Source organism: Inquilinus sp. OTU3971 (assembly GCF_038440215.1).
Map to the genome: position 1 here is coordinate 1 of NZ_JASATH010000014.1, position 20,688 is coordinate 20,688.

Annotated in this window: 20 protein-coding genes; 8 read left to right on the forward strand and 12 right to left on the reverse strand. The window is 69.2% G+C overall.

The window, feature by feature from the left end:
- Both AAHM41_RS05515 and AAHM41_RS05520 read left to right on the forward strand, forming a co-directional pair.
- On the forward strand, window positions 1-320 hold a 320-nt coding region (locus AAHM41_RS05515), incomplete at its 5' end, for a hypothetical protein (RefSeq protein ID WP_342235518.1).
- A 71-nt stretch (window positions 321-391) separates the two neighbouring features.
- Window positions 392-967, forward strand: coding sequence for a DNA-binding protein (locus tag AAHM41_RS05520; protein WP_342235519.1), 576 nt, complete (start codon window positions 392-394; stop codon window positions 965-967).
- A gap of 590 nt (window positions 968-1,557) precedes the next feature.
- On the opposite strand, the gene AAHM41_RS05525 is transcribed toward AAHM41_RS05520, so the two are convergent.
- Window positions 1,558-2,073 (reverse strand): phage terminase large subunit, encoded by a 516-nt coding sequence (locus AAHM41_RS05525; protein WP_342235520.1) that lies wholly within the window; start codon window positions 2,071-2,073, stop codon window positions 1,558-1,560.
- 232 nt (window positions 2,074-2,305) lie between these two features.
- Between AAHM41_RS05525 and AAHM41_RS05530 the strand changes: the two genes are divergently transcribed.
- A complete protein-coding gene (locus tag AAHM41_RS05530; RefSeq protein ID WP_342235521.1) occupies window positions 2,306-2,938 on the forward strand; it encodes a hypothetical protein in 633 nt (210 codons plus the stop codon).
- 304 nt (window positions 2,939-3,242) lie between these two features.
- Here AAHM41_RS05530 and gyrB read toward each other — a convergent pair whose 3' ends face one another.
- The 5 genes from gyrB to rpsT all read right to left on the reverse strand — a co-directional run bounded on the left by gyrB (window position 3,243) and on the right by rpsT (window position 10,516).
- The gene (gene gyrB, locus AAHM41_RS05535) at window positions 3,243-5,702 is read right to left on the reverse strand and encodes a DNA topoisomerase (ATP-hydrolyzing) subunit B (RefSeq protein WP_342235522.1); all 2,460 of its coding nucleotides are present in this window, start codon (window positions 5,700-5,702) and stop codon (window positions 3,243-3,245) included.
- A 5-nt stretch (window positions 5,703-5,707) separates the two neighbouring features.
- Entirely contained in the window at window positions 5,708-6,904 is a 1,197-nt protein-coding gene (recF, locus tag AAHM41_RS05540; protein ID WP_342235523.1) for a DNA replication/repair protein RecF, read from the reverse strand.
- A gap of 63 nt (window positions 6,905-6,967) precedes the next feature.
- Window positions 6,968-8,101: a DNA polymerase III subunit beta gene (gene dnaN, locus AAHM41_RS05545; protein ID WP_342235524.1), complete on the reverse strand. Its 1,134-nt coding sequence runs from the start codon at window positions 8,099-8,101 to the stop codon at window positions 6,968-6,970.
- 258 nt (window positions 8,102-8,359) lie between these two features.
- On the reverse strand, window positions 8,360-9,745 hold the full coding sequence (gene dnaA, locus AAHM41_RS05550; protein WP_342235525.1) for a chromosomal replication initiator protein DnaA: 1,386 nt from the start codon (window positions 9,743-9,745) through the stop codon (window positions 8,360-8,362).
- Window positions 9,746-10,255: 510 nt separating this feature from the next.
- Entirely contained in the window at window positions 10,256-10,516 is a 261-nt protein-coding gene (gene rpsT / locus AAHM41_RS05555; protein WP_088149833.1) for a 30S ribosomal protein S20, read from the reverse strand.
- A gap of 164 nt (window positions 10,517-10,680) precedes the next feature.
- On the opposite strand from rpsT, the gene AAHM41_RS05560 reads away from it, so the two are divergent.
- The 4 genes from AAHM41_RS05560 to AAHM41_RS05575 all read left to right on the forward strand — a co-directional run bounded on the left by AAHM41_RS05560 (window position 10,681) and on the right by AAHM41_RS05575 (window position 13,950).
- Window positions 10,681-11,787: a PA0069 family radical SAM protein gene (locus AAHM41_RS05560; RefSeq protein ID WP_342235526.1), complete on the forward strand. Its 1,107-nt coding sequence runs from the start codon at window positions 10,681-10,683 to the stop codon at window positions 11,785-11,787.
- Window positions 11,788-11,843: 56 nt separating this feature from the next.
- Window positions 11,844-12,086 (forward strand): hypothetical protein, encoded by a 243-nt coding sequence (locus AAHM41_RS05565; protein WP_342235527.1) that lies wholly within the window; start codon window positions 11,844-11,846, stop codon window positions 12,084-12,086.
- A gap of 77 nt (window positions 12,087-12,163) precedes the next feature.
- Window positions 12,164-12,784 carry a ribonuclease HII gene (locus tag AAHM41_RS05570; RefSeq protein WP_342235528.1) on the forward strand — a complete coding sequence of 207 codons (621 nt, stop codon included), beginning with the start codon at window positions 12,164-12,166 and terminating at the stop codon, window positions 12,782-12,784.
- Between the two features lie 47 nt (window positions 12,785-12,831).
- Window positions 12,832-13,950 (forward strand): site-specific DNA-methyltransferase, encoded by a 1,119-nt coding sequence (locus AAHM41_RS05575; protein WP_342235529.1) that lies wholly within the window; start codon window positions 12,832-12,834, stop codon window positions 13,948-13,950.
- A 21-nt stretch (window positions 13,951-13,971) separates the two neighbouring features.
- On the opposite strand, the gene AAHM41_RS05580 is transcribed toward AAHM41_RS05575, so the two are convergent.
- Entirely contained in the window at window positions 13,972-15,075 is a 1,104-nt protein-coding gene (locus tag AAHM41_RS05580; RefSeq protein ID WP_342235530.1) for a DmpA family aminopeptidase, read from the reverse strand.
- A gap of 152 nt (window positions 15,076-15,227) precedes the next feature.
- Here AAHM41_RS05580 and AAHM41_RS05585 point away from each other — a divergent pair, with 152 nt between their 5' ends.
- A complete protein-coding gene (locus tag AAHM41_RS05585) occupies window positions 15,228-16,820 on the forward strand; it encodes an ABC-F family ATP-binding cassette domain-containing protein (RefSeq protein ID WP_342235531.1) in 1,593 nt (530 codons plus the stop codon).
- 50 nt (window positions 16,821-16,870) lie between these two features.
- On the opposite strand, the gene cysK is transcribed toward AAHM41_RS05585, so the two are convergent.
- From cysK to AAHM41_RS05610, 5 genes are all read right to left on the reverse strand, one after another.
- Window positions 16,871-17,845 (reverse strand): cysteine synthase A, encoded by a 975-nt coding sequence (gene cysK, locus AAHM41_RS05590; protein ID WP_342235532.1) that lies wholly within the window; start codon window positions 17,843-17,845, stop codon window positions 16,871-16,873.
- Window positions 17,846-18,080: 235 nt separating this feature from the next.
- Window positions 18,081-18,539, reverse strand: a complete 459-nt coding sequence (locus tag AAHM41_RS05595) for an RrF2 family transcriptional regulator (RefSeq protein WP_342235533.1) — start codon at window positions 18,537-18,539, stop codon at window positions 18,081-18,083.
- A 3-nt stretch (window positions 18,540-18,542) separates the two neighbouring features.
- Window positions 18,543-19,001 carry a dUTP diphosphatase gene (gene dut, locus AAHM41_RS05600; protein WP_342235534.1) on the reverse strand — a complete coding sequence of 153 codons (459 nt, stop codon included), beginning with the start codon at window positions 18,999-19,001 and terminating at the stop codon, window positions 18,543-18,545.
- A 10-nt stretch (window positions 19,002-19,011) separates the two neighbouring features.
- Window positions 19,012-20,241, reverse strand: a complete 1,230-nt coding sequence (gene coaBC / locus AAHM41_RS05605; protein ID WP_342235535.1) for a bifunctional phosphopantothenoylcysteine decarboxylase/phosphopantothenate--cysteine ligase CoaBC — start codon at window positions 20,239-20,241, stop codon at window positions 19,012-19,014.
- Between the two features lie 129 nt (window positions 20,242-20,370).
- Window positions 20,371-20,688, reverse strand: coding sequence for a CcdB family protein (locus tag AAHM41_RS05610; RefSeq protein ID WP_342235536.1), 318 nt, complete (start codon window positions 20,686-20,688; stop codon window positions 20,371-20,373).

Here is a 20,688-nt window from a genome sequence, read left to right on the forward strand (position 1 = left end):
TCCGGGACAATGAGGCTGCCGAAGCCACCGACGCCCGGCGCGGCTACGGCCTGATCGCGTCGGCGTTGAGCGCGGCACTTCTCGATGTTGGAACCGTGGTCAAGGGACAGACCGAAGGCTTTCGTCGGGATCGCGTTGCTGAGATGGCCCAGCGGTATGGATCGACGGAGCAGCCGCGACGGATGGGCGCTCCCGACCTGACGGAGCCGGTCGGCGATGACGCTCCGAGCCCCGAGGAATTGCTTGCCGAGGCGCGCAGAGCTGGGCAGGCCCACGACACGGAAAAGGGTGGACGCAGACGCATCGTCCGCGCCGGCTGATCCTGCTCCATCGAGGGGCGAGGCGGACGCTTCGCCCCTTTTCTCATGCCTGACCACGAAGGGAGCACGTCATGCACGACGATGGCTTTTCCCTGACCGTCTCGATCCCCGTCGCAGAGTGGACGCGCATCAACCACCGTCTGCGTTACATCGAAGCGGCCCTGATACAGATGCTGCGCGGCGGTCGCCGCCTGAAAGAGTGGTTCACGCTTGCCGACCTGCTGGCGCTCAACCTTCCCGGCCTTCCGACGACGCGCCAGGGCCTCAGTCGCCGGGCGGCCCAAGAGGACTGGCCACGCCGGATTGGCGCCGGCAGGGGCGGCGAGCGATACGAGTTCCATTTCTCCGGCCTGCCCAAGCGGGCGTTCGAGGGGCTGATTGATGGCATCGTGGCAGCGCCGCTTCGGTCGGATGACGAGCCGGACGCACCCGCCATTCAACCGGCACCATCAGCGCCGCTCCCGCCGGTTGTCGCGAATGCGGAGCCGGTGTGGATGCTGCCTCTGATGAGAGTGCTGCGGGGCGGGCGCAAGATGACGTTGGAACAGGTGATGCGGGAGCTTCCCAAGCGCCTCCCTTCCGGGGTCAGTTGCCCCACTCGGGATGAGGTGAGGATTACACTACGCCGACTTGGCTTAAGCGCCTAACAGCCCGCGTTAGCGGCTTCAACCGGGGGCGGTGAGCGACTCACCGCCCCCTTTTCTATTGCGGCAGACTGTGTCCGACCCGCATCAGCGGAGCCAGTAGTACTGTGCCGCGTTAGTAACGTTGAGTATTCCCCATCCGCGAGGCGGATCCGGTGGAAATCAATCCGTCCGGGCGAGTTCCCACTTCCGCCAAACTTGACCCCATATGGCGACACGAAGTGCGGCATCTAAGTCATTGGAATTCGGCAAGGTTGGCGCAACTGGCAAGAGTTCCGGGCGTTGCCAACCTTCGTTTCCGGAAAGGTTGGCCGAAGTGGGAATCCGACGGCGGAAGGCCTCGACATTGGCTCCCCGTCGCTCAACAGCAGGCGCCAGGCCGATCTCACCCCTGATCAGAGCCCGACCGTTTACTTTCAAACGTGGTTCGTCGGCGCTCATTCCCGTGCAAAAGCGACCGCCCAAGATTCGCACTTTTGCTCATTTCGTCTAAAATCGCGCTTTGGCAGAAATCCCCTTCAGCGCCCCAAGAAGGGACGATTTTTCAAGCGCTTAGGGACGATTTTTACAAACTCGGAACTGTGTCAAATCGATCACCCCCCTACAGACTGGTCGAGCGACCGCTGCACCTCGCGGATGCACACCGCCCGCAGCGGCGCCGCCTCGATGCAGCGCCGCACCAGCAGCTCGGCGAAGACATGCGACTTGCCGGAGCCGCGGCCGCCATGGGCGCCCTTGTAGCGCGATCGCTCCAGCAGCCGCACGAAGGCGGGCGCCAGATCGGGCGGCGGCAGGGCGGCCGGCGCGTCGTCTCCGTCCAGCCCCCGGCTGCCGCGGAATTCCCGATATGCCCGGTCCAGCCGCGGCAGGTCGGCCACGGCGCGGCCGGTGATGGCGCCGGGACGCAGCCGGGCCTCGGCCGCGCCGGTCAGCCGGCGCGTCACCTTCGGCTCCGGCGAGGGCTCTCCCCGTCGTCGGCGCCCGGCCACCGCCTCGAAGCACAGGATCAGGGTCTTGGCCTGATTCGGCATGTCACGGGCCAGAATCCTGGCGTCGGCGTGACCCGTGAAATGCCTGGCGACGTCGACCCAGCCCAGCTTGGTTCTCATCACATCCACGTCCATCCCGGCCTCGCACGAAAAAGCCCGCCGCGGCGGGGCCGGGCGGGCGCAACTCTTCGACTCTGCCTGAATCATGCGGTTCGACGCAGCATCGTGTCAAGAACAAAGATAGAACATTCGCTCGGGCGATCACGCCTGCCACGCCCCGGCGGGCCTCCGCGGAGCCAGTAAACACATTGTTTGCTTGTATTAATTTACGATCTCGTTCATGCTATGTTCCATGGACAAGGCGCAGACCGATCAGACATCGGAAGCCCCGGCCGCTCCCCAGGAGGAGCGGACGGCGCGGCATCTGCGCATGCTCGCCGAGGCGGCCGAGATCCATATGGAGGTCATGAAGGCCACCCGCACTGAGGCGGTCGAGGCGCCGCAGCCCGGCGTCGACTATCCCCAGCGGATCGCCGTCATCGCCCGCTCGCTGCGGCTGACCCTGCTCCTGGAGCAGAAATTCGCCGGGCAGCGTGAGGAGCGGCGCAAGGCTGCGGCGAAGCGGGAGGCGGCCCAGGAGGACTGGCACGCGCTGCGGGTGAAGCTGGCGATGCTGGCGGCAGCCTACGAATCGTCCGAGGACGGCGAGGAGGTCCACCGCCGCGCCACCGAGGTGTGCGAGCGGGTGGAGCGGCCGGAGGTGGCCGAACTGGTCGAGGCCAGCCGGGCCGAGGTCGCGGTGGCGGCCTTGTGCCGGCGCTGGGGCTATCCGCCGACGGTGGAGCGCTGGCTCGAAATGGCCGATGAGGCCATGGAGGAGCTGGGCTTCCTGCCGTCGCAGGACGGCGAGGACGATCCGGAACCGCCTGAGCCTCGCTCCGCTGCTCCCGGCCGCCGCAGGCCGAAGCCTCCGGACACAGGGTAAGCCGACGGTGCACTCAACCTTTCATCAACTCTCAGCATTCGCGAGCGCAGCCTTCCACACTCCCCCTCCCCTTGCGGGAGGGGAGTGGGGGAGGGGGGCTGCGCGCGTCCGCGCGCGAATGCGCAGACGGACAGGCCATCATGGCCGAAGCGTCAGGGTTCAGGCCGGCCTCGACGGTGAAAACCCCCTCCCCCTAGCCCCCTCCCGCGAGGGGAGGGGGAGGGTAGAAGGGCTGGATTGGTTGAATGGCAGCATTCTGAAAAGGTCCCCGGGAGGGGCCGGACGCGCCTCTTCTCCGGCGCCGTCACACGTCCAGGTTCGTCACCTTCAGCGCGTTCTCCTGGATGAAGTCGCGGCGCGGCTCGACCACGTCGCCCATCAGGGTGGAGAACACCTCCTCGGCGTCGTCGGCGTGCTTGACCTCGACCCGCAGCAGCACCCGGGCGTTGGGGTCCAGCGTGGTCTCCCACAGCTGGTCCGGGTTCATCTCGCCCAGGCCCTTGTAGCGCTGCACCGCCAGGCCTTTGCGGCCCTGCTCCAGCACCCGGTCGATCAGGTCGATCGGGCCGGTGATCGGCCATTCCTGGGCGGCGCCCTTCGGGTTCATCCAGGTCAGCACGCCCGGCCGCTTGTACAGGGCCTGCAGCTCCCCGGCCAGGCGGTCGAGCTTGTGCGCCTCGATCGAGCGGATGATGTCGGAATCGATGATCCGGCCCTCGGTCACCCCGCGCAGGGTCCGCCGGAACACCAGCCCGCCGGGCTGGTTGCCCTGCGGCGGCAGCTGCGACCCCTGCCAGCCGCGTTCGAACTCCGGCTCCAGCGCATCCAGGCGATGGGAGACATAGGTCGCCGTCTCCGCCGCCAGCGTCGGGTCGTTGACGATGCGCGACGCCAGCGCGCCGGCGATCGCCACCTGCTCGACCACCATGCGGCTGCCGACCTTGCGGATCAGCGGGGTCAGCTGGTGCTTCACCTCCAGCGCCTGCACGATCCGGTCCCGCAGGTCGTTGCCGGCCACCTGGGCGCCATCGAACGGGGTGAACACCAGGTCGCGCATGCCGCTGTCGATCAGATAGCCCTCGAGCGCGGAATCGTCCTTCAGATACACCGCCTCCTTGCCGCGGGCGGCGCGGTACAGCGGCGGCTGGGCGATGTAGAGGTAGCCGCGCTCGATCAGCTGCGGCATCTGCCGGTAGAAGAAGGTCAGCAGCAGGGTGCGGATGTGGCTGCCGTCCACATCGGCGTCGGTCATGATGATGATGCGGTGGTAGCGCGCCTTGTCGGCGTCGAACTCGTCGCGGATGCTGGTGCCCAGCGCCGTGATCAGCGTGCCGATCTCGGCCGAGCCCAGCATCTTGTCGATCCGCGCCCGCTCGACGTTCAGGATCTTGCCGCGCAGCGGCAGGATGGCCTGGAACTTGCGGTCGCGGCCCTGCTTGGCCGAGCCGCCGGCGCTGTCGCCCTCGACCAGGAACAGCTCCGATTCCGCCGGGTCGCGGTTCTGGCAGTCGGCCAGCTTGCCGGGCAGGGAGGCGAAGTCGAGCGCGCCCTTGCGCCGGGTCAGTTCGCGCGCCTTGCGCGCCGCCTCGCGGGCGGTGGCGGCCTCGACCGCCTTCTGGATCACCCGCTTGGCGTCGTTCGGATGCTCCTCGAACCAGGTCGCCAGCATCTCGCCGACCACCGACTCGACCACCGGCCGGACCTCGGAGGAGACCAGCTTGTCCTTGGTCTGGCTGGAGAATTTCGGGTCCGGCACCTTCACCGACAGGACGCAGCTCAAGCCCTCGCGGGCGTCGTCGCCGGTCAGCGCCACCTTCTCCTTCTTCAGGATGCCGCTTTCGGTGGCGTAGGCGTTCACCTGCCGCGTCAGCGCGCCGCGGAACCCGGCCAGATGCGAGCCGCCGTCACGCTGCGGGATGTTGTTGGTGAAGCACAGCATGGTCTCGTGGTAGCTGTCGTTCCACTGCATCGCCACTTCGACCGTGATGCCGTCGCGCTCCGCCGTCACCGTGATCGGCTCGCCATGCAGCGGCTGCTTGGCCTTGTCGAGATAGCTGACGAAGGCCTTCAGCCCGCCCTCGTAATGCATCTCGACCACCCGCGGCTCCGGCCCGCGCGCATCGGTCAGGGTCAGCGCGACGCCGGAGTTCAGGAAGGCCAGCTCGCGCAGCCGGTGCTCCAGCGTGCCGAAATCGAACTCGGTCTTGGTGAAGGTCTTGGTCGAGGGCAGGAAGGTGACATGGGTGCCGCGGTTCCCGTTCTGCGGCCCGACGGCGGCCAGCGGCGCCTCGCTCTCGCCGTCGCGGAAGCGCATGTGCCATTCGTGGCCGTCACGGAAGATGCGCAGGTCCAGCGTCTCCGACAGCGCGTTGACCACCGAGACGCCGACGCCGTGCAGGCCGCCCGACACCTTGTAGGAGTTCTGGTTGAACTTGCCGCCGGCATGCAACTGGGTCATCACCACCTCGGCGGCGCTGATGCCCTCCTCCTCATGGATCGCGACCGGGATGCCGCGGCCGTTGTCGGTCACCTGGACCGAGCCGTCGGCGTTCAGCGTCACCGTGACGGTGTCGCAGTATCCGGCCAGGGCCTCGTCGATGGCGTTGTCGACGACCTCGTACACCATGTGGTGCAGGCCGGACCCGTCATCGGTGTCGCCGATATACATGCCCGGCCGCTTGCGCACCGCCTCGAGGCCGCGCAGCACGGTGATGGAGCCGGCATCATAGGCGGCTTCGTCGTTCGGGATCGCAGAATCCGACATACTTCTCATCCATTTCGTTCCGCCACCCGGGCGTCGTCGACGCCGAGGTGACGGGCCCGGTCCCCGAGCGACGCGAACAGCGCCGGATCGGTGCCGGTCATCCAGGCCTGGGCGCCGAGCGCCAGGATCTCCTCGTACAACGCTGCCCGACGGGCCTCGTCGAGATGCGCCGCCACCTCGTCGAGGAGGAGGAGGGGCGGGGCGCCGCGTTCCCCGGCGAGCAGGCGGGCATTGGCAAGAACAATGCCGATCAAGAGCGCCTTCTGCTCGCCGGTCGAGCACTGCGCCGCCGGCATCGCCTTGGTCCGGTGGTGGACGGACAGGTCGCTGCGGTGCGGACCTTCCGTCGCGGCTCCGGCCGCGGCATCGATGCGGCGATTATCGCACAAAAGGTTACGAAAAGCCTCTTCTGCATCGACCGCCGGCCGATCCTCAAGCCACGCCTCGATCCGGCCGTCGACGGCCAGCTCGGCGCGTGGAAAGGGGCCTTCCGTCATCAGCGACTCGGCGCCGCGCAGCCGCGCCACCAGCTCGCGCCGGGCGGCGGCGGCGGCGGTGCCGGAGGTCGCCATCGTGTCCTCCAGCGCCGCCAGCCAGGCCGGGTCGGCGCGGGGTTCCTTCAACAGCCGGTTGCGCTCGCGCATCGCCCGCTCATAGGCGCCGAGCTGCCCGGCATGGTCGGGGTGGAAGCCGAACACCAGCCGGTCGAGGAAGCGGCGGCGCTGGCTCGCGGCGTCGCCGAACAGCCGGTCCATCTGCGGCGTCAGCCAGACCATCGGCGCCCGGGCGCCGAACGCCGCCTGGCTCGGCGCCGGCCGGCCGTCGATCTGCACGGCACGGCGGCCCTCGCCGGGCTCGAGCTGGGTGCCCAGGTTGATCTCGCCGGTCGGGGTCAGGAGTCTGGCCGCCACCGCCCAGCCGGCGCCGCTGGTGGCCTGGCGGCGCGTCACCTCCGGCAGCGGCGCCCGGCGCAGGCCGCGGCCCGGCGACAGGAAGGACACGGCCTCCAGCAGGTTGGTCTTGCCGGCGCCGTTCGGCCCGGTCAGCACCACCGGGCGCGGGTCCAGCTCGATCCGCAGTTGGCCGTAGCAGCGGAACTCGGTCAGCGTCAGGCGCGTGACTGCGATCCGGGCGGGCACTCCCGAGGGAGGGCTTCGCCCGGAGATGGCCGCCGCCTGTTCCGGCATGGGGTCCTGGGACATGTGGCTCAAGGCATCCGAAGCGGATGCTTCGCCCCACTCGCCCGCTGTCCTCGGTTCAAGCCGTCACACCCGCATCGGCATCAGCACGTACAGCGCGCTGGAATCGGCGGTGTCGCGGACGATGGTCGGCGACCCGGCATCGGCCATGGCGAAGCGGGCGCCGTCGCCCTCGATCTGCTGGGTGATGTCCAGCAGGTAGCGGCTGTTGAAGCCGATCTCGATCTTGGACGCCTCGTAGCTGACCTCGATCTCCTCGGTCGCGCTGCCCTGCTCGGCCGAATTGGCCGACAGCGTCAGCGAGCCGTTCTCGATCGTCAGCTTCACCGCCCGGCTCTTCTCGGTCGAGATGGTGGAGACGCGGTCGACCGCCTTGGCGAACTCCTTGGCGTCGACCTCGAGGATCTTGTCGTTGCCGCTCGGGATCACCCGCTCATATTCCGGGAAGGTGCCGTCGATCAGCTTCGAGGTCAGCACCACGCCGTCGCCCGCGCTGCCCGGCAGGGTGAAGCGGGTCTTGGTCTCGGACAGCTGCACCTCGACCGTCTCGCCGCTCTCGTCCAAGAGCTTGCGCAGCTCCATCACCGTCTTGCGCGGCACGATCACGCCGGGGATGCCGTCGGCGCCGTCCGGCAGCGGCATCTCGACCCGCGCCAGGCGGTGGCCGTCGGTGGCGACGGCGCGCAGCACCGGCACCGTGTCGGCCGTGGCGGCGTGCAGGTAGATGCCGTTCAGGTAGTAGCGCGTCTCCTCGGTCGAGATCGCGAATTTGGTCCGGTCGATCATCACCCGCAGGTCACCGGCGGCGATGGTGAAGCGGTGGCTCAGCTCGCCGCCCGCCATGCTCGGGAAATCCTCGACCGGCAGGCAGCCGAGCCGGAAGTTCGACCGGCCGGCACGCAGCGTCAGCGAGCCGCCATCGGGGTTGGTCTCGATCTCGACCTGGCTGCCGTCCGGCAGCTTGCGGACGATGTCGTAGAGGGTGTGGGCCGGGGCGGTGGTGCCGCCCGGGGCCTGGATCTCCGCCGGCACGGATTCGACGATCTCGAGATCCATGTCGGTGGCCGTCAGGCGCAGCGCGCCGCCCTCGGCGCGCAGCAGGATATTGGACAGGATCGGGATGGTGTTGCGCCGCTCGACGACGCTCTGCACATGGCTCAGGCCCTTGAGAAGGGCAGCGCGCTCGATGATCAGCTTCATCCCAATTCCACTTCGACGATGCCGGCCGCCGGACTGGGTCATCGGGACGGGCAAGGGGCCCGGCCGACGCGGCGGGGGCGCACTATAGCCGAAAGCCGGCGGCGGTGGCGAGTGCCGCGCGCGTCTGTCCGCCGCGGTTTTCCCGGTCTTTGCGAGGGGGCGGGACGGGCGCAGCAACTCGAGACGACGCTGCACGCCACACCGACCCGGGCTGTCGCCTTAACAACGGCCTTCAACGCCTTGACGATACTGGATCTATCAGACCTGCAGCATGCGGCGAAGCAGCTCGACATCCTCGGCGAAGGAGCGGTCCTCGCTGCACAGCTCCTCGATCTTGCGCACGGCGTGCATCACCGTGGTGTGGTCCCGCCCGCCGAACTTGCGGCCGATCTCCGGCAGCGAGCGCGGGGTGAGCTGCTTCGACAGGTACATCGCCACCTGGCGCGGCCGGGCCACGGTGCGGGCGCGGCGGGCCGAATGCATGTCGGCGACCTTGATGTTGTAGTGCTCGGCCACCCGCTTCTGGATCTCGTCGATGGTGACCCGGCGGTCGGAGGCGCGCAGCAGGTCGTGCAGCAGCTCCTGGGTCGATTCCAGGGTGATCGGCCGGTGCACCAGCTCGGCATGGGCGGTGATGCGGTTCAGCGCCCCTTCCAGCTCGCGCACGTTGGAGGTGATCTTGTGGGCCAGGAACTCCATCACCTTGGCCGGGATCTCGACCCGCGCTGTCTCCGCCTTGGCGTGCAGGATGCCCAGACGCAGCTCATAGGTGGTGGGGTGGATGTCGGCGACCAGGCCCCAGCCGAGGCGCGAGCGCAGCCGCTCCTCCATCCCCTCGAGGTCGGAGGGCGACTTGTCGGCCGAGATCACCACCTGGCGGTTCTGGTCCACCAGGGCGTTGAAGGTATGGAAGAACTCCTCCTGGGTGGAGTCCTTGCCGGAGATGAACTGCACGTCGTCGATCATCAGCACGTCGACCGACCGGAACATCTCCTTGAACGTCATCGTGTCCTTGAACCTCAGGGCACGGATGAACTGGTACATGAACTTCTCGGCGGACATGTAGAGCACGCGCCGCTCGGGGTGCTTCTGCCGGATGTGCCAGGCGATGGCGTGCATCAGATGGGTCTTGCCCAGGCCCACCCCGCCATAGAGGAACAGCGGGTTGAAGGTGACGCTGTTGGCCTCCGCCACCCGACGGGCGGCGGCATGGGCCAGCTCGTTCGGCTTGCCGACGACGAAGTTGTCGAAGGTGAAGCGCTGGTCGAGCACGGCGCCGAACTCGGCCGCCGACTCGGGCGGGCGCTCCGGCGCCGGCGACTCGGCGCGCGAGGCCGGCGCAGTCGCGGCCGGCTTGGCGGCAGCCGGGCGGGCGGCCAGACGGTCGGGCACCACGATCACATCGACGCTGTGGATATCCGGATTCTCGGAATGCCACAGGTTGCGGATGCGGTCGGCGTAATGGGCGGCGACCCAGTCGCGCATGAAGCGGGTGGGGGCGGCGATGCGGACCTCGCCGCCCTCGAGATCGACGACGACGACGGGGCGCAGCCAGCTCTTGAAGGCGCCCTCGCCCACCTCCTCGCGCATGCGGCCGCAGACCCGGGCCCATTGCTGCTCGATCGATGCGATGACTCCCCCCATCGACGACATGCTGCCTTCCGACCCCTCTTTGACTCCGGCGGCCGCGACGCGCTGCCCATCCATGACCGGGACTGTACCCGTTTCCATCATCAGCGGCATCCGATCCCCGCTGCGCGGCTGCCATGCTCCAGAACTCAAACTGTAATAATCACAGTATCACGACCGACGTGCAGGAACAATTCCTCGCAGCTATTTGCAAAGCCAACGAGGACACAAATAAAGGCTTGGTAAATACTCTTCAGGTGCGCTCGTGGACTTCTGCCGGTCTTCGTGATGAAGGCTGGTAGCCGGGCAAGTTGTGTCCTGAGGCCATCTTCAACCTGCCGATAGCAGGCGAACGACGATCATATGCAGGGTGGGCGAGGGCTGGCAACGGAACAAATCCGGACCACCCCAAAACGCAAAAAACGGTCCCGGACCGCGGCCGGTTGTGCCGCATCCACCGTTCCCCCGGACATGAGAAAACCGTTCCGCGACTGCCGCCGCGGAACGGCTCGTCCGTATTCTGGCTTAGAGGGCCTTGATGCGGCCGGACAGGCGCGACAGCTTGCGCGCGACCGTGTTCTTCTGCAGCACGCCCTTGGTGACGCCGCGATGCATCTCCGGCTGCGCCGCCTTGAACGCCTCGGCCGCGGCGGTCTTGTCGCCGGACTCGATCGCCGCCTCGACCTTCTTGACGAAAGTGCGGATGCGGCTGACACGGTTGCGGTTGACGACCGTGCGACGCTCGGTCTGGCGGATGCGCTTCTCGGCGGACTTGTGGTTGGCCATTGTCGGTCCCAGTTCGGGCCAACGACGGCCCCAAGAAAAACGAGGGCGCTTGATAGTCCCTCCGCGCCCGGGCGTCAAGACGAGTCTCGGCGCATGGCGCTGCGGAGATGTGGGCCGCGCGGCGGGGATTGGCAAGGCGGTTCGTATGTTCTATATTTGTTCTCATGCCGATCAAGCCACCCGAACTCGACGAGCTGCCGGACCAGCCGCGCAAGGGCCGCGGCGCGGTCAGCAACCGCACCGGCCGCTTCGAGGCCGCGACCCGGCACCGGGTCGACGACGGCTGGGCGGGGATGGCGCCGGAGGATGAGGGGGAGCCGCCGCTGCGCACGCAGCTGCATGTCGACACCGCCCGCACCATCATCACCCGCAACGACTCGCCGGACATCATGTTCGACCGGTCGATCAACCCCTACCGGGGGTGCGAGCACGGTTGCATCTACTGCTTCGCCCGGCCGACCCATGCCTGGCTGGGCCTGTCGCCCGGCCTCGATTTCGAGACCCAGCTGTTCTACAAGCCGGACGCGCCGGAGCTGCTGGAGGCCGAGCTGCGGCGTCCCGGCTATGTCCCGGCGGTGATGGCGATGGGCACCAACACCGACCCGTATCAGCCGATCGAGCGCGAGCTGAAGCTGACCCGCCGGGTGATCGAGGTGCTGTCGCGCTTCAACCATCCGCTCGGCATCGTCACCAAATCGGCGCTGATCACGCGCGACATCGACCTCCTGGCGCCGATGGCGGCGAAGGGGCTGGCCGCCGTCTGCATCTCGCTGTCGACGCTGGACCGCGAGCTGGCGCGGACGCTGGAGCCGCGGGCGGCGACTCCGCCGCGCCGGCTGGAGACGATGCGGCAGCTGACCCAGGCCGGCATCCCGGTGATCGTGCTGACCTCGCCGATGATCCCCGGCCTCAACGACCACTCGCTGGAGCAGGTGCTGGAGGCGGCGGTGAAGGCCGGGGCCACAGCGGCCGGCTGGACCCTGCTGCGGCTGCCGCTGGAGATCGCCGGCCTGTTCGAGGAATGGCTCCAGGCGCATGCGCCGGACCGGGCGGGCCGGGTGATGTCGCTGATCCGCCAGACCCGCGGCGGCCGGCTCTACAAATCCGGCTTCGGCGAGCGGCATCGCGGCGAGGGGCCGGTGGCCGACCTGATCCGCGCCCGCTTCAACCACGCCGTCCGCCGGCTCGGCCTCGACCGCAAGCGCTGGACCCTCGACACCACCCAGTTCTCCCCGCCGCCGCGGCCGGGCGATCAGATGAGCTTGTTCTGAGGGGGCATGTTGGCCAACGGTTTGACATCCCACACGGCTCACCGCAGATTCGTATCATGACGACCGAACCTGAAAACCTCGTCATCGAGTTGCTGCGCGCCGTCCGTGCCGACGTGACGGAGATGCGGTCGGAACAGCGCGAGCAGCGCGTGCGCCTTGCCGCGATCGAGCGGCATCTGGCGCATCTGGAGCGCGACGGTGCCGAGTTCCGCGCCGAAATCGGTGGACGATTCGATCGCATCCATGACCGGCTCGACCGGATCGAGCCTCGCCTCGACCTTTCGGATCAGCCCGCTTAGCCGCATTCGGACTGCAGGACGCTACGGGCTTGGCTCTTCGTCTCGCCGGCGCTATGCCCTGGGGCGGGAGGGGCCTCATGCCGGATTGGAGTCTCGAGATCGAGTGCGGCGCGCCGGTGCGGAGCGTCGCCGGGCTGGACGAGGTCGGCCGTGGCCCGCTGGCCGGCCCGGTGCTGGCCGCGGCCGTGGTGCTGACCCGGCCGCTCGACCCCGATCTCGCTCTCCTTATAGATGACAGCAAGGTGCTGACGGCGCAGCGGCGCGAGGCGCTGGTGCCGCGCATCCGGGCGGTGGCGCAGGTCGGCATCGGCTGGGCCTCGGTCGAGGAGATCGACCGAATCAACATCCTCCAGGCCAGCATGCTGGCGATGCGGCGGGCGCTCGACGCCCTGCCGGAGCGTCCGGAGATCGCCTTGATCGACGGCAACAAGGTGCCCGACGGGCTGCCCTGCGACGGCCGCGCAGTGGTTGGCGGCGATGCCCTGTCGCTGTCGATCGCGGCGGCCTCGATCCTCGCAAAAGTTGTGCGTGACCACGAGATGTTGCGTCTCTCCGCCCATCATCCAGGCTATGGGTGGGAACGCAACGCCGGTTACGGTACGCCAGAGCACATCGCCGCGCTCGACCGCATCGGGGTCTGCGAGCATCACCGCCGGTCGTTCGCCCCGGTGTTCCAACGACTCGCCATAACCGGCTGATTCGAAGGGGGATTGACGCCGAGTCCTTCGCGACTCATCGTCGCCCTATGAGCGAATCACCCACCATCACCGAGCGCCTGCCGCCGGGCTGCCGAATCGTCCTCGGCGACTGCATCTCGGCGATGCGGTCGCTGCCCGCCGGCTCGGTCGATTGCGTGTTCGCGGACCCGCCCTACAACTTGCAGTTGGGGGGAGAGCTGCGCCGGCCGGACGAGAGCCGGGTCGACGGTGTCGATGCGGAATGGGACAAGTTCACCGACCTCGCCACCTATGACCGGTTCACCCGGGACTGGCTGGCCGCGGCGCGCCATGCGCTGAAGGACGACGGCACGCTGTGGGTGATCGGCACCTACCACAACATCTTCCGGGTCGGCGCCATCCTGCAGGATCTCGGCTTCTGGATCCTGAACGACATCGTCTGGCGCAAGTCGAACCCGATGCCGAACTTCCGCGGCACCCGCTTCACCAACGCCCATGAGACGATGATCTGGGCCGCCAAGTCGCCCGACAGCCGCTACACCTTCAACTACGACGCCATGAAGGCGCTGAACGAGGAACTGCAGATGCGCAGCGACTGGACGCTGCCGATCTGCAGCGGCGGCGAGCGGCTGAAGATCGACGGCCGCAAGGCGCATCCGACGCAGAAGCCCGAGGCGCTGCTGTGGCGCGTCCTCTTGTCTTCGACCCGGGCGGGGGAGACCGTCCTCGACCCGTTCTTCGGCAGCGGCACCACCGGCGCCGTGGCCAAGCGCCTCGGCCGCAGGTTCATCGGCGTCGAGCGCGAGGAGACCTATGCCCGCGTCGCCGCCCAGCGCATCGCCGCGATCGAGTCGCCGGCCGATCCGAGCGTGCTCGACACCCTGTCGAAGCGCCAGGCGCCGCGCGTGCCCTTCGGCTGGGTGGTGGAGCGCGGCATGCTGCGGCCGGGCGACCGGCTGTTCGACACCCAGCGCCGCTACGTCGCCAAGGTGCGGGCCGACGGCACGCTGATCGCCAGCAACAGCGAGGGCGACCATGCCGGGTCGATCCACCGGGTCGGCGCGGCGCTGCAGGGCGCGCCGTCCTGCAATGGCTGGACCTTCTGGCATTTCGAGGCCCAGCGCGACCGGCTGGCCCCGATCGACCTGCTGCGCCAGAAGATCCGGGCCGAGATGGCGGTGCATTGAGGCGGCGTCTGTCGTCGCAATTTAATCCCGCAACCGGTTGTATTTCCTCAGGATATCTCGCAGCCGTTCATGCGGGATCGCATGCAGCGTGTTGCCGTCGCGGCCGGTCATGGTCTCGGCCGCGACCAGGGCGTTGACGATCGCCTCCTCGGTCGCCTGGGCCGCGGCCTCGATCAGCCCGTCCATGGCGTCGTTCGGCAGCACCTGCACCAGCCGGCTGTCCCTGCGGCTGAAGGCGCCGGGATTGGCCGTTGAAAAGGCGAGGAAGATGTCGCCGCTGCCATTGGCGCCATAGCCGCCGGTGCGGGCGACGCCGATCGGTGCGCGCCGGGCCAGGCGCTTCAGCTGGTGCGGCAGCAGCGGCGCGTCGGTGGCGATCACCACGATGATCGAGCCGGTGTCGCGGTCCCAGGACAGGTCGGGCAGCAGGTCGGGGATCTCGCGCCCGACCGGCACGCCGGCGATGGTGAGGTTCTTGCGGCGGCCGAAATTGCCCTGCACCAGCACGCCGACGGTGTGGCCGCCGTCCTCGGGTGCGAGCTGACGCGAGGCAGTGCCGGTACCGCCCTTGAATCCGAACAGCGACATGCCGGTGCCGCCGCCGACATTGCCCTCCGCCACCGGGCCCGGCCGGGCGCCGTCCAGGGCTTCGACCGCATGCTGCGCCGTGACGTGGAAGCCATTGATGTCGTTCAGGGTTCCGTCATAGGTCTCGGCCACCACCGGCAGGCACCAGTAGAGATCGTGGGACAGCGGCGCCACCAGGCCGCGGCGGCCCTGCCAGCCGATCACGGCGTCGCGCACCACGCCGACGCTGTGGCTGTTGGTGATCATCACCGGTCCCTCGAGGAAGCCGGATTCCTCGACCCAGATCGTCCCGGTCATCTCGCCATTGCCGTTCAGCACGGCGGTGCCGGCGAAGACCGGGTCGAAGACGCGGCCGCGCGGCAGGATGGCGGTGACGCCGGTGCGCGCCGGCCCGCGGCCGATCTCCAGCCGGCCGTCGCCTGTGACGATGGTGGCGAACCCGACCTCGATCCCGGCGATGTCGGTGATGTCGTTGAGCGGCCCGGGCTCGCCGTCGAAGGGGATGCCCAGCTCCCGGGCCCGCGGTTTCTGCGTCATCGTCGGCTCCTCGGCTGCGTCGCCCCTCCGGGCTAGCGCGGCAACGGCACGCTGTCTATGCTGCCGGCCTCACACAGCAGGAGAGGCCCCGATGGAACGCAGGACGGACCGGCACTTCACCCGCCCCGTCACGCTGCCTCCGTCGAGCCGCCATGCCTCTCCTCGCCGCCGAGTCGCTGTCCCACCATACCCCTGACCATCGCCCGCTGTTCGAGGATCTGACGCTCGCCTTCGGGGCGGAGCGGACGGGCCTCGTCGGCCGCAACGGCGTCGGCAAGTCCACGCTGCTGCGCCTGCTGCTGGGCGAGATCCCGCCGCAGTCGGGCCGTGTCCTGCGGCAGGGCCGGATTGGCCTGCTGCCCCAGGCCGTCCGGGTCATGCCCGGCATGACCGCCGCCGACGCGCTCGGTATCGCCCCGGCCCTGGCCCGGCTCGACCGGCTGCTGGCGGGGGAGGGCGATGAGGAGGACCTCGCCGCCGCCGACTGGACGGTGGAGGAGCGGGCGGCCGCGGCGCTGCCCAAGCTGGGCCTGCGCGCCGACCTCGACCTGCGCCGGCCGCTGGGCACTCTGAGCGGCGGCGAGGCCACCCGCCTGGTCCTGGCCGGGCTGCTGGTCGACCCGCCGGACATGCTGGTGCTGGACGAGCCGACCAATAACCTCGATGCCGATGGCCGCGACGCCGTCTGCGCCCTGCTGGAGAGCTGGCGCGGCGGCGCCCTGGTGGTCAGCCACGACCGCGGGGTGCTGCGCCGGATGGACCGGATCGTCGAGCTCTCCAGCCTCGGCGCCCGCAGCTATGGCGGCAACTGGGACGACTACCGGGCCCGGCGCGAGGCCGATGCCGAGGCGGCGCGGCGCGGCCTGTCCCATGCCGAGCAGGAGGTGGCGCGGCTGGCGCGGGAGCGGCAGGCGGCTGTGGAGCGCAAGGCCCGCAGCGATGCCCGCGGCCGGAAATCCCGCGCCGGCGGCGGCCAGGCCAAGATCCTGCTGGACTTCAAGAAGGAGAAGGCCGGGCAGAGCCAGTCGCGCCAGAGCGGACTGCAAGATCTCCGACAGGAGGCTGCCGAGACGGCGCTGGCCGAGGCGCGGGCCGCGGTCGAGCGGACCGAGACGCTGGCGGCGTCGCTGCCGTCGACGGGGCTGGCCGTCGGCACCTCCGTCCTCGCCTTCGAGCATGTCTCCTGGTCGCCGCCGGGCGCGGCCCGGCCGGTGCTGCGCGACCTGTCCTTCGCCCTGACCGGGCCGGAGCGGGTGGCGGTGACGGGGCCGAACGGCGCCGGCAAGTCGACGCTGCTGCGCCTCGCGGCCGGGGAGCTGGAGCGGGATGAGGGCCGGATCCGGCGCTTCGGCGGCGGCATCGCCATGCTCGACCAGCGGGCCGGCGGGCTGCGGCCGGAGCGCACCATCCTGGAGAATTTCCGGGCGATGCACCCGGATGCCACCGACAATGCCTGCCGGGCGGCGCTGGCGCGCTTCCTGTTCCGGGCCGACGCGGCGCTGCGCCCGGTCGGCGGCCTCAGCGGCGGCGAGACGCTGCGGGCGGCGCTGGCCTGCGTGCTGGGCGGGCCGCGGCCGCCGCGTCTGCTGATCCTGGACGAGCCGACCAACCATCTCGACCTCGACTCGATCGCGGCGATCGAGCGGGCGGTGGCCGCCTATGACGGCGCGCTGCTGGTCGCCAGCCACGACCCGGACTTCCTCGCCGCCGTCGGCATCGGCCGGGTCATCGCCCTCGACAAGTAAGAAGCGGGCCCGAAGGCCCGCTTCCCCCGCACGCACTGAGAAGGCGGAGCTTAATCCAGCCCTTCGAACAGCGCGGTCGACAGGTAGCGCTCGGCGATCGAGGGCACGATCACGACGATCTTCTTGCCCTCGTTCTCCGGCCGGGCGCCGACCTCGAGCGCCGCGGCCAGGGCGGCGCCGGAGGAGATGCCGGCCGGCATCCCCTCGAGCTTGGCGACCTGGCGGGCGACCTGGAAGGCCCGCTCGTTCGAGATCCGCACGACCTCGTCGATGACCTTGGTGTTCAGCACGCCGGGCACGAATCCGGCGCCGATGCCCTGAATCTTGTGCGGGCCCGGATTGCCGCCGGACAGCACCGGGCTGTCCTCCGGCTCCACCGCGATCGCCTTGAAGCTCGGCTTGCGCTGCTTGATCACCTCGGAGACACCGGTGATGGTGCCGCCGGTGCCGACGCCCGAGATCAGGATGTCGACGCCGCCCTGGGTGTCGTTCCAGATCTCCTCGGCCGTGGTGCGGCGGTGGATCTCCGGGTTGGCCGGGTTCTCGAACTGCTGCGGGATGATCGCGTTCGGGATGCTCTGGACCAACTCCTCGGCCTTGGCGATGGCGCCCTTCATGCCCTTCGGGCCCTCGGTCAGGTGCAGCTCGGCGCCCAGCAGCTTCAGCATCTTGCGCCGCTCGACCGACATGGTCTCGGGCATGGTCAGGATCAGGCGGTACCCCTTGGCCGCGGCGACGAAGGCCAGCGCGATGCCGGTGTTGCCCGAGGTCGGCTCGATCAGGGTGCTGACGCCCGGCTTGATCTTGCCCGACGCCTCCAGCGCCTCGATCATCGCCAGGCCGATGCGGTCCTTGACGCTCGACAGCGGGTTGAAGAACTCCAGCTTGGCCAGGATGTCGGCCCTGGCGTCATGCGCCTCGGCCAGCTTCTTCACCCGCACCAGCGGGGTCGCGCCGATGGTGTCGAGGATCGAGTCGTAGATCTTGCCTCGGAACTCGGTCTTCCCGGCGGTGGAAGAGGACATATTACTCTCCAGGGGCGTTAAATAGGTTGATCAACATTTATACGCGCCGGCCCTGGGGAAGGCCAGCCGCTCGGATCAGCCCGGGCAGAGCTCAGAGGCCGTTTGAGAATGCGCTGGCGTGAGTCGGCTGGCGGTGGTTTCGAGAACCGGCGCGCAGCGGACGTTGGTCCGTGAGCACCGGAAGCGGAGAAACTGCCGTCAGACGGCCGCGCCAGTAGCATTATCAAACGGTCGTTCAGATCGAGAAGTCGACGGGGGCGGCCCGTTCGCGCGGGATACCCTTTTCGCGGGCCTGGTTGGCCAAGTCCTCGATGCTCAGCGCGTCGAGCTTCTTGACCGCCTCCTCCTGCAGCTCGGCCCAGAGGGGGCGGACGACCTCCTGGCCCAGGCGGGATCCCGGCGGCAGCGCCTCCTCATCGTCGGCCGCCGTCTCCAGCGACCGGATGGCGCGGACGATCTCGCCGACGGTGATCCGCCGGCGCTCCCGCGCCAGGCGATAGCCGCCGCGCGGCCCGCGCACCCCGGTCAGGATGTCGACCCGGACCAGCTGCTGCAGCACCTGCTCCAGATACCGGCGCGGGATGCCCTGGCGCTTGGTGATCTCGGCGCTCTGCACCGGCGTGTCGACGGCGTTGTAGGCGATGTCGAGGACCGCCTCGATCGCGAACAGCATCTTCTTCGGCAGTCGGAACATCCCTTAGGCTCCCGTTCCGGTGGATCCATAGCCGCCCGTGCCGCGGGCGGTGGTGTCGAGGCCCGGCCGCTCGTCCCAGGCGACGGTCGCGTGGCGGGCCACGACCATCTGGGCGACGCGCATGCCCCGGGTGATGGCGACCGGCTCGTCGCCATGGTTGATCAGCACCACGCCGATCTCGCCCCGGTAGTCGGAGTCGATCGTGCCGGGCGCGTTGACGATGGTGATGCCGTGCTTGAGGGCAAGGCCGGAGCGCGGGCGCACCTGCGCCTCCCAGCCGCCCGGCAGGGCGATGGCGATGCCGGTCGGGATCAGCACCCGGCGGCCGGGCGCCACCGTCACCGGCTCCGCCACGGCCGCGAGTAGGTCCAGCCCGGCCGACTGCGCGGTGGCGGCGGCGGGCAGGGGCAGGTCGGCGCCATGCGGCAGTCGGGTGACGGCGATGGAGACGGCTTCGGTCATCGGCTCGGGCTCAGCCTTTCTCGAAATGGCGGGCGATCGCGCCGGCCAGGCGGGTGCCGATATCGGCCTTGCTCAGGCGCGGCCAGGTCTGGGCGCCCTCGGCGGTGATCAGGTGCAGGATGTTCGAGTCGCCGCCGAAGGCCTGGGTGCCGGGCGACACGTCGTTGGCCAGGATCCAGTCGCAGCCCTTGCGGGCGCGCTTGGCCTGGGCATGGGCGATCACGTCCTCGGTCTCGGCGGCGAAGCCGACCACCAGGGCCGGCCGGTCGGGGCCGGGGGCGCTCAGCGTCGCCAGGATGTCCGGGTTCTCGGCCAGGGCCAGGGCCGGCGGTCCGCCGGCGCCCTTCTTGATCTTCTGGCCGGACGGCGTGGCGACGCGCCAGTCGGCCACCGCGGCGGCGCAAATTGCGGCGTCGGCAGGCAGGGCGGCGCGGCAGGCGGCCATCATCTCGTCCGCCGTCTCGATCGGCACCAATGTGACGCCGTGCGGCGCCGGCTCATGGGTCGGGCCGGTCACCAGCGTCACCCGCGCCCCGGCCTGGCGCAACGCCGCGGCGATGGCATGGCCCTGCTTGCCGGAGGAACGGTTGGCGATGTAGCGCACCGGGTCGATCGGCTCATGCGTCGGGCCGCTGGTGACGATGACGTGGCGGTCCTGCAGCGGGCCGCCGGTGCCGAAGCGGTCGAATTCGGCGAAATATGCCTCGACCGCGGCAACGATCTCCAGCGGCTCAGACATGCGGCCGAAGCCGTATTCGCCGCAGGCCATCTCGCCCGGGTTCGGGCCGACCAGGCGCACGCCGCGGCGCTGCAGCAGCGCCAGGTTGTCGCGGGTCGCCGGGTGGTCCCACATCCGGACATTCATCGCCGGGGCCACCAGCACCGGCTTGTCGGTGGCCAGCAACGCGGTGGTGGCCAGGTCGTCGGCCAGGCCGGCGGCCATCCGCGCCAGGATGTTGGCGGTGGCCGGGGCCACCACCAGCAGGTCGGCGTCGCGCGACAGCCGGATGTGGCCCATCTCCGATTCGTCGGTCAGCGAGAACAGCGCGCCATAAACCTTGTCCTCGGTCAGGGCCGAGACGGCGAGGGGGGTGACGAACTCCGTCGCCGCCTGGGTCAGGATGCAGCGCACCCGGGCGCCGCGCTCGCGCAGGCGGCGGATCAGGTCCAGCGATTTGTAGGCGGCGATGCCGCCCGCGATGACCAGCAGGATGCGGCGGTCACGCAGCGTCAGCGTCACGGCAGGTCCCCAGGGCGGCGGAGAGCGAATTACATCGCATGAATGTTCTTTAGGGCGCCCAGCCGGATTCGGCAAGCCCTCCAATCGTTGCTTGCGACGAAATGCGCGACGGTGGTCGTGAAATCGAGCTCAGCCCCAGCCGCGGCTCATCATCCAGTCGACCGCGGCGATGATGGTGTCGCTCTCCGCGGTGAGGTTGGCAACGACCGGACCGAGTTGCTCTTTCGGCAGATTGAAGATCGCCAGTGTGGCCAGCCCGTACCGCCTACCTTCAAGGTCGAAGATCGGGTTCAATCGGTCATTCCGTGGCAGGTCGGGCGTGGCCGGAGCCAGTGGGATGACGACCCAGCGTGCCCGGTCCCGGAACAGACTGGATTGCAGGACGACCACATAGGGGTACGCGGCCTTCGTCGCTCCGATGTTCCGATGCACATCGAATTGCGGCAT

Coding starts and splice junctions, on each gene's coding strand:
- dnaA (WP_342235525.1), bottom strand. CDS start 9,745: ATGGGGGGAGTCATCGCATCGATCGAGCAGCAATGGGCCCGGGTCTGC.
- dut (WP_342235534.1), bottom strand. CDS start 19,001: ATGACCGAAGCCGTCTCCATCGCCGTCACCCGACTGCCGCATGGCGCC.
- AAHM41_RS05575 (WP_342235529.1), top strand. CDS start 12,832: ATGAGCGAATCACCCACCATCACCGAGCGCCTGCCGCCGGGCTGCCGA.
- cysK (WP_342235532.1), bottom strand. CDS start 17,845: ATGTCCTCTTCCACCGCCGGGAAGACCGAGTTCCGAGGCAAGATCTAC.
- rpsT (WP_088149833.1), bottom strand. CDS start 10,516: ATGGCCAACCACAAGTCCGCCGAGAAGCGCATCCGCCAGACCGAGCGT.
- AAHM41_RS05525 (WP_342235520.1), bottom strand. CDS start 2,073: ATGAGAACCAAGCTGGGCTGGGTCGACGTCGCCAGGCATTTCACGGGT.
- AAHM41_RS05595 (WP_342235533.1), bottom strand. CDS start 18,539: ATGTTCCGACTGCCGAAGAAGATGCTGTTCGCGATCGAGGCGGTCCTC.
- recF (WP_342235523.1), bottom strand. CDS start 6,904: ATGTCCCAGGACCCCATGCCGGAACAGGCGGCGGCCATCTCCGGGCGA.
- AAHM41_RS05585 (WP_342235531.1), top strand. CDS start 15,228: ATGCCTCTCCTCGCCGCCGAGTCGCTGTCCCACCATACCCCTGACCAT.
- AAHM41_RS05560 (WP_342235526.1), top strand. CDS start 10,681: ATGCCGATCAAGCCACCCGAACTCGACGAGCTGCCGGACCAGCCGCGC.
- dnaN (WP_342235524.1), bottom strand. CDS start 8,101: ATGAAGCTGATCATCGAGCGCGCTGCCCTTCTCAAGGGCCTGAGCCAT.
- AAHM41_RS05520 (WP_342235519.1), top strand. CDS start 392: ATGCACGACGATGGCTTTTCCCTGACCGTCTCGATCCCCGTCGCAGAG.
- gyrB (WP_342235522.1), bottom strand. CDS start 5,702: ATGTCGGATTCTGCGATCCCGAACGACGAAGCCGCCTATGATGCCGGC.
- AAHM41_RS05570 (WP_342235528.1), top strand. CDS start 12,164: ATGCCGGATTGGAGTCTCGAGATCGAGTGCGGCGCGCCGGTGCGGAGC.
- AAHM41_RS05565 (WP_342235527.1), top strand. CDS start 11,844: ATGACGACCGAACCTGAAAACCTCGTCATCGAGTTGCTGCGCGCCGTC.
- AAHM41_RS05610 (WP_342235536.1), bottom strand. CDS start 20,688: ATGCCGCAATTCGATGTGCATCGGAACATCGGAGCGACGAAGGCCGCG.
- AAHM41_RS05530 (WP_342235521.1), top strand. CDS start 2,306: ATGGACAAGGCGCAGACCGATCAGACATCGGAAGCCCCGGCCGCTCCC.
- AAHM41_RS05580 (WP_342235530.1), bottom strand. CDS start 15,075: ATGACGCAGAAACCGCGGGCCCGGGAGCTGGGCATCCCCTTCGACGGC.